The organism is Neobacillus vireti (genome assembly GCF_036962465.1).
GTDB classification, from domain to species: Bacteria; Bacillota; Bacilli; order Bacillales; family Cytobacillaceae; genus Neobacillus; species Neobacillus vireti_B.
The window spans coordinates 174,869-182,085 of the sequence record NZ_JBALNF010000013.1; the positions used below are offsets into that span (position 1 = coordinate 174,869).

Annotated in this window: 7 protein-coding genes; 5 read left to right on the plus strand and 2 right to left on the minus strand. The window is 38.0% G+C overall.

Translation table 11 applies throughout. The annotated features are described in order from the left end of the window. Window positions 1–90 precede the first annotated feature (90 nt). Both V7077_RS05680 and V7077_RS05685 read left to right on the plus strand, forming a co-directional pair. Window positions 91–1,059: a hypothetical protein gene (locus tag V7077_RS05680; RefSeq protein WP_335499241.1), complete on the plus strand. Its 969-nt coding sequence runs from the start codon at window positions 91–93 to the stop codon at window positions 1,057–1,059. After that, window positions 1,056–2,156 carry a Ger(x)C family spore germination protein gene (locus V7077_RS05685; protein WP_335499244.1) on the plus strand — a complete coding sequence of 367 codons (1,101 nt, stop codon included), beginning with the start codon at window positions 1,056–1,058 and terminating at the stop codon, window positions 2,154–2,156. The genes V7077_RS05680 and V7077_RS05685 overlap by 4 nt, the downstream gene beginning before the upstream one ends. Before the next feature lie 42 nt (window positions 2,157–2,198). Here V7077_RS05685 and V7077_RS05690 read toward each other — a convergent pair whose 3' ends face one another. Next, window positions 2,199–3,380, minus strand: a complete 1,182-nt coding sequence (locus V7077_RS05690; protein WP_335499579.1) for a TIGR04053 family radical SAM/SPASM domain-containing protein — start codon at window positions 3,378–3,380, stop codon at window positions 2,199–2,201. A gap of 363 nt (window positions 3,381–3,743) precedes the next feature. Between V7077_RS05690 and V7077_RS05695 the strand changes: the two genes are divergently transcribed. Further along, complete coding sequence (locus V7077_RS05695) at window positions 3,744–4,511, plus strand: LysM peptidoglycan-binding domain-containing protein (protein ID WP_335499246.1); 768 nt, start codon at window positions 3,744–3,746, stop codon at window positions 4,509–4,511. Between the two features lie 192 nt (window positions 4,512–4,703). Further along, complete coding sequence (locus V7077_RS05700) at window positions 4,704–6,131, plus strand: PAS domain S-box protein (RefSeq protein WP_335499249.1); 1,428 nt, start codon at window positions 4,704–4,706, stop codon at window positions 6,129–6,131. Here V7077_RS05700 and V7077_RS05705 read toward each other — a convergent pair. After that, complete coding sequence (locus tag V7077_RS05705) at window positions 6,128–6,478, minus strand: hypothetical protein (protein WP_335499251.1); 351 nt, start codon at window positions 6,476–6,478, stop codon at window positions 6,128–6,130. The two genes, V7077_RS05700 and V7077_RS05705, sit on opposite strands and share 4 nt — an antisense overlap. 290 nt (window positions 6,479–6,768) lie before the next feature. Here V7077_RS05705 and V7077_RS05710 point away from each other — a divergent pair, with 290 nt between their 5' ends. Then, the gene (locus tag V7077_RS05710; RefSeq protein ID WP_335499253.1) at window positions 6,769–7,128 is read left to right on the plus strand and encodes a hypothetical protein; all 360 of its coding nucleotides are present in this window, start codon (window positions 6,769–6,771) and stop codon (window positions 7,126–7,128) included. The last annotated feature ends 89 nt before the right edge of the window (window positions 7,129–7,217 follow it).

A 7,217-nucleotide genomic window follows, 5' to 3' on the forward strand; every position in this document is an offset into this window, starting at 1 on the left:
TATCTGTATTTAATTTTTATCAATATGATTATTAATGTGATAATCTTTGTTCCGAAGGTATTGATTCAATATAGGTATGAAGGAGCTGTGATGGGAGCAATATTAGCTATTCCTGTAGGAGTTACGCTGAATTATATTTACAGTAAAACAATAACTAAGTTCTCACAGCAAGCGGTTCCTGACCTTCCTAAAGACAAAAATAGCGGGATTAAGCGCCTCTATCTTGTCAGTATTCAATTGGTCTGGTTTTCAGCGGGTTTGCTTACTCTTATTGGTTTTATTGATATATTAGCGCGCTTTGTTAACCCTGAGATGCCTAAACTGCTGCTGCTGGCCATTTATCTAACGGCCATTTTTCTTATTATTCGGATGCCAACCGAACGAGTGATGTATCTGCTGGAAATTGTCCTTTTCCTCAATACACCGCTGATCTTATTTATTATTATTAAGGCCTATACAAATCCCTCTATTAATTGGGATTCAATCCTTGAAATAGGGACTCATTTGTTTAAATGGCCCAATTTAAAGGCCTTTGCAGCGGCAACTTATTGCTTTTCAGGGTATGCAAACTTAATTGTTTTCAATCGAGTGATTAAGGGGAAATTAAAAGGTTGGAATTTTTTTGTGATCGCAATCTTAGGATTAATCAATATGTTTACGACCTTTTTTATACCTATTGGCTACCATGGTTCGGACGGTACCCAGGAATACCTCTATCCATGGGTCACTACAGCTGATTCACTCCGATTAGTTTATAGTCCGATTGAACGTGTCATCTTCTTATTTCTTATGTTTTATATGAGCATTTCCCTGATGAGTGTGGCAATTCACTGGCATGTTGCTCTCGAATTAATAAAGGGCTCCTTTAAAAAAGAGGTCAGTAAAAAACAAGAATGGCTGATTCTCGGTGTTTTTACTGGAATCTCGGTTATAGGATTGATTTACTTTAATACAATTCTACTCTTAAAATTCGCAACGTACTGGCTCATCGTCCGGCTCGCCAGCGAAGTTATGCTAGTTGGTGTTTTCTTCTTGTGGGCTAGGAGGAAAAAATCATGAACTTGTTAAATTTATGGAAAAAAAATCTGCTTATCCTGCTGTCTTGTTTGGTTTTGAGCGCTTGTGGTTTTAAAGATATTGAGAAGCGTTTCTTTGTGGTTAGTATTGGAGTAGATAAAGCCAAAGATCATACTAAAAAATATTTAGTAAGTTTGAAATTTGCGGTGCCAGGCCCTTCTAAAGATAGTCCAAATGAATATCAAATTGTTTCTCAAGAAGCAAATTCAATCTCGGAGGCAGTACGAATTATCAAAACAAAGGTTGATAAGGAAATAGACTTCAGTCATGCGAAAGTGATTGTGTTCAGCGAGTCGATTGTTAAGAGGAAGGGAAATGCCGGGATGTATTATTGGTTTACCAGAAGAAGAGATATCCAAAAAATCGCCTGGGTCAATATTGGAAAACCCTCTGCATTAGCTGTATTAAAAGTGAAACCAAAATCGGAGTATATTCCTTCAAATGCACTATTTCTAGCATTAGGAAGGGAAGGCTCTGAAACGCCATATGTAAATCCTGAGTACCTTTTTGACATGAAATACAGATTAATTGAGAGAGGGATAGACCCTTTCCTGCCAATCATTGAGGCAAAGAAGAATTTGTTTGAAATCAATACAGTTGGTCTGTTTAATAAAAGTAACTTGAAATTAACACTTACTCCTGAGGAAACGAAAATCATAAACTTTCTCCGAAACCATGAGGAAAAGAGTGCAATTAATGTGACGAAGGGAAAAACCATCGTTGTTCTCAATACGCAAAAAGTTAAAACTAAATATAAAATTTATACCCCAAAGGGGAAGTCCCCTTATATTAGTGTAAACATTTCGGTGGAGGGAACATTGGAAGAGGCCTCAAGGCGAGTGCTTATCTCAAAGTTATCTATATTTGAGAAAGCTGCTGAAGAACAGATAAGCAGGAGATTTACAAAAGTCCTTGTAAAGATGCAAAAGGCCGAAGTCGACCCGATCGGTTTCGGGTTACGATACCGTTCAAGGCATTTTAATGACGATGATTGGAATCAATGGAAAAAAATCTATCCTAACCTTGTTTTTAAGGTCCATACCAAAGTACAAATAGAGGATCCCGGCTTAATTGATTAAAAAAGGCACTCCGAATCGGAATGCCTTTTAACGTTAGTATGGTTAGAGAGTAGGTGCTGTTTCTTTGGTGCGCATGGACTGTGGAATATACACACAGAATGGCTCGCTTTCTAAGTAATCACCCGTTACAGCATAGGTACGTGAACGGGAGCCGCCGCACATTTTATTATATTCACAAACGCCGCATTTTCCTTTATAGTTATCAGGCTGACGCAGCTCTTTGAATACTTTTGCTTCACGATAAATTTCTGCAAGCGGAGTTTCACGGATATTACCGCCGACAATTGGGAGCAAGCCGCTAGGCATTACATCGCCGATATGTGAAACAAAAGCAAATCCATTTCCGTCGTTAACCCCTTTTGGAGCACGTTTCAAGCCATCGTGCATGGAGGCAAAATCAGTTGTAATGGAATCTTCGTAGTGAATTTCTCCTTTCTCAATTAACTGGTCCCGGGTTTTTTGCTGAAGGACAACTCGGCGGTAATGCTGAGCAGCCGTGGTTTTAATATCATATGGTGCAGTTTTACTTAACTCATATAACCATCTGAATACCTTTTCATGTTCAGCAGGCGAGATACATGCATCCATTTGGCCTCTGCCAGTTGGAACTAGCAAGAAAATATACCACATCACTGCCCCAAGCTCGGCAACTAATTTCGACATCTCCTCAAGGGAGTCATAATTATACCGAGAAATAACGGTGTTGATTTGTAATGGCATATCGAGTTCATTTAAGTATTTAATTTTTTCAACTGTTAAATCGAATGAACCTGGAGTACCGCGGAAATGGTCATGGATGGCAGGAGTAGGCCCGTCTAAGCTAAAGCCCCAGCGTGATAGTCCAACTTCTTTAAATAGCTTCATTTTTTCTTTTGTCACATTAGCTGTTGCGCTTGGAGTCATTGAGACACGCATACCTTTTTTTATGGCATAATCAGCAAGTTCGTATAGATCTTCTCTCATCATACAATCCCCGCCAGTAAAAACGAGCATTGGATTATCCATTTCATAGATTTGGTCAATTAGATTAATACCTTCTTCATGTGTTAGTTCCCTAGGATCAGCAGTAAGCTGAGCGTCTGCCCGACAATGCACACATTTTAGCTGGCATGCCCTGGTTACTTCCCAAATAACAATAAACGGGTTTTCATCATAATCTATTTTTTTACCTGCTCCATGTGGATGCCCCATTGTATGAGGGTGTCCTTTAGTAATTCCTTGCATCATCATCACCAAAATTCTTAATATTTTTATACCATATAAAATGTTTCTATAGTTTTATTATAAATAGGCCTTTCAGCTTTGGTTGAAGGGTTTGTTACAATATTTCTACATTCATCCTTTGACCTTTAAATTATTACAACTATGTTACAAATTGATGAATAAAAAATAATAGATTGGTAGTGAAATGTGAAATAAACGTGATTATTAAAGGCTTTTCTCGTTATATCTCTTGTCACATTTAATGATTTTTTTTCCATAGCTGGTGATATTTCCATTGAAAACCATATCTTTGGCATTACAACCAGTTACAGCTCTCTATTAAGATAAAAGTAGTAAAAACGAATCGAAGGAGAGCTGCCATCTATGAAAAGGCCCCTATTGACAGCCGTTACAACTGCAGGTATCTTATTTGCTTCCTTTAGTGGCACTGCAAGTGCGCATGAAAATATCTATACCGTCCAATCTGGTGATACGCTCTGGAAAATCTCGCAAGCTAACCAAATATCCGTAACGGACTTAAAGGCATGGAATCAGCTTACAAGTGATACACTCTACATTAATCAGAAACTATCATTACTGGCCCCGCACAGCCATGACACCACTTATACGGTTCAAAGCGGGGACACGCTTTGGAAAATTAGTACTCGCTTTAACATTTCTGTTGCCCAGCTTAAATCTATTAATAATTTAACTTCCGATACGATTAGAGTAGGACAAGTCCTAAAAGTTTCCTCAGCAGATACCACTTTACCTGCTCCACAAACTACGGTTTCAAAGGCGCAAATGGTCATTGATGTGGCCAATAAATATATAGGTACACCCTATTTATGGGGAGGAAGCACACCCGCCGGTTTTGATTGCAGCGGATATACGAAATACGTATTTGAACAAGTAGGAATTTCTATTCCTAGGACCGCTGCCACACAGTGGTCAGGATTAAAAGTAGTAAGTACCCCTGTTCCCGGAGATCTTGTATTTTTTGAAACCTATGCACCAGGCCCTACCCATGTCGGCATTTATTTAGGCAATAACAAATTCATCCAAGCCGGCTCGTCGGGTGTTTCGATTGCGGATATGACAAATACGTATTGGAAACCAAGATACCTTGGCGCACGAACAGTTTTAAATTAATAGTTCAAAAAATAGGATGTCTTACAACGGAATGACTGTTGGAGATGTCCTTTTTAAGTTTTCTGAAAATCAGAAAATTAATACTTTAAGAATTAGCCGTTTCACTATATACTAATAAAGTGTCTTTTTTTTCTAAATGACTTATGACCTCAATATGTTTCAAAAAATGGAATGGAATGGTTGGAGGCTTAGATGTTAAATTTAACACTATTTCGAGAGATATTTTATCAATCCCGAATCCCGCAGTTAATAAGTACAATCGATTTTACCATGGTCCAATTTAATCCAGCTTTTTGTGAGTTTATTGGTTATTCGTCCGATGAGCTGGAAAAATTGTCGGTGGAAGAGATTTCTCACCCTGATGATATGATAACCGATACACGGTTTTTTAAAGAATTATTAAATTATCACAGAAATGAATATCAGCTTGAAAAGAGGTATATCCACAAGTCAGGTAAAATTAAAACAGGGGTATTAACGGTTTCTAGAATCAAGGAAAAGTTGACGGGTGAGGAGTTTTTACTCGGTCAAGTTCTAGATATCACGGAGAAAAAAGAAATGGAAAACGCTCTAAAATATAGAGAGAAAAAATACCGGCTTCTAGCTGAGCATTCTTCTGATATCATCATGTTACATAAAGTCGATTTTACCTGCCTTTATATTTCTCCTTCAGTTCAAACCTTATTAGGATATCAGCCCGAAGAAATGATTGGAAAAAATCCTCTAGAATTTATCCATCCTGATGACCTTACCGAAATAAGAAAACAGCAAATTTGTGCCCAAATTGAAGAAATAAAGCTGATTACCTACCGTTGTCGTAAGAAGGACGGTTCTTTTGTTTGGATTGAATCAACAGTAAAGGCATTAAGTGATCCAGAAACAGGGGAAGTAAAGGAAATCGTCACGGTTTCACGGGATATTGAGCAGCGAATGGAGACACAGGATCGACTGCGAAAATCTGAAAAACTAGCAGTGGTGGGGCAGATGGCAGCCGCCGTGGCTCATGAGATTCGTAATCCGTTAACACCCATTAAGGGTTTTATGCAGTTGCTAAATGCTGAAAAAGAAATGAACCCGGTTTATTTAAAAATTGTTCTTGATGAATTGCATCGAGTGGAGGTCATTATTTCTGAATTTTTAACAATGGCGAAACCACATACCGAAAAGTTAACGAATGTTTATATTGATCACTTAGTTGAGCAGGTCATCCAACTGTTAGAACCCGACGCAATTCTGACAAGTAAGGAAATGCATTTTTATGTGGAACGACCGAATTTATCGATTATGGGTGATCCGAATTCGTTAACCCAGGTGTTTCTGAATATCATTAAAAATGCGCTCGAGGCAACAGCAAAGTGGGGACAGGTTCATATTAGAGTTATCGCGGAGAGCACAGGGGTGACGATTGAAATTATCGATAATGGCTGCGGCATTCCGCGTGAACGATTATCAAAGCTTGGCGAGCCGTTTTACTCAACTAAGGAAAGAGGCACAGGCTTAGGTCTCATGACCTGTTTTCGGATTATCGAAGCACATCAAGGAAGGATCAATATTGAAAGTCAAGAAGGAAATGGGACAACCGTTACCATTTGGCTCCCCTTTACATCGTCTAACAGCTAAATTGCTTGCTTTTGGTCAAAATCTGTATGCTTTTTAATCATGATAGTATTGTTAAAATAGCTTTTTAATATAAGCCATTTTGCAGGATAGGAAAAAATAAATTCTTCAACTGCTTGTTGGGAATAATAAATGAAATAATCAAATGAGGTATTTGCTTTATGTAAATCATACAGCAGCGCATGGGGAACAGCGTAATACTCCTTTAACTGATACGGGTTTAGGGTAACAATCTGAATATTTTGTTCCTCAACGTATTTTTTAATGGCTTGTTCTTGTAAAATTATACTTTCTTCCTTAGTTAGACCCCCAATGGAAATGTGGTCATTAATAAAATATAATCCGTTCATTGTTATCATCCTTTCTGGCTCCATTGGTACTGTTATTGACAGGGAAAGATAGAAGTATACTTAGAGAGAAAATGATTAGATAAGCTGTCTGCCATCATGGTGAGAAGGTAACTATTATTTTTTCTTATCTTTTCACTAAAAATAACCTGATACTATACACATTTATTGGTAGTTTTAATTCAGAATGAAAGCCTCTAAAAGTGCGAATTATAATCTTGGGTTGAAGGTTTAATCCATTGATCCAGAAGAGGTTGTATTGCATTTGATATCCAAAAAATGGAGGTAATTACATGAACACTCAACATACGATTACACACGTTAATCAATGTCGTCAGCTTTCACAGCAGCTTATTCAACAGACACAATTAAGTAATCAGCAATACCAACAAATGCTGCAAAACGAGCAGCAAAATGTTCGGATGCTTGAGCAAATGCTGCAAAAAGAAAGAATGGCGGTTCAAACGATTCAGCAAAGCTTACAAGGGCACGAGATGGCGATTCAACGATGCCAAGAAGTTATTGCACAGTGTAATCAATTGGAGAGAGAGCTAGCGGGACAAATAGGGATGTATGGATATCAAACAGCTGCAAATATACAGCCTGCTTTCCAAACACAAACATTCCAAAATCATACTCCATCATTCCGTTAACGCAAAAAAAGTGCGCACATTGTGCGTACTTTTTTTGTTGGCTGAATTAAAGGTTATTGGTGACTTTTAGCATGTTGATTGGAGCGGAA

What these genes read in the sequence shown, in the direction of transcription:
- V7077_RS05705 (WP_335499251.1), bottom strand. Translation starts at nt 6,478, where the DNA reads ATGAACGGATTATATTTTATTAATGACCACATTTCCATTGGGGGTCTA.
- V7077_RS05700 (WP_335499249.1), top strand. Translation starts at nt 4,704, where the DNA reads ATGTTAAATTTAACACTATTTCGAGAGATATTTTATCAATCCCGAATC.
- V7077_RS05690 (WP_335499579.1), bottom strand. Translation starts at nt 3,380, where the DNA reads ATGCAAGGAATTACTAAAGGACACCCTCATACAATGGGGCATCCACAT.
- V7077_RS05710 (WP_335499253.1), top strand. Translation starts at nt 6,769, where the DNA reads ATGAACACTCAACATACGATTACACACGTTAATCAATGTCGTCAGCTT.
- V7077_RS05695 (WP_335499246.1), top strand. Translation starts at nt 3,744, where the DNA reads ATGAAAAGGCCCCTATTGACAGCCGTTACAACTGCAGGTATCTTATTT.
- V7077_RS05680 (WP_335499241.1), top strand. Translation starts at nt 91, where the DNA reads ATGGGAGCAATATTAGCTATTCCTGTAGGAGTTACGCTGAATTATATT.
- V7077_RS05685 (WP_335499244.1), top strand. Translation starts at nt 1,056, where the DNA reads ATGAACTTGTTAAATTTATGGAAAAAAAATCTGCTTATCCTGCTGTCT.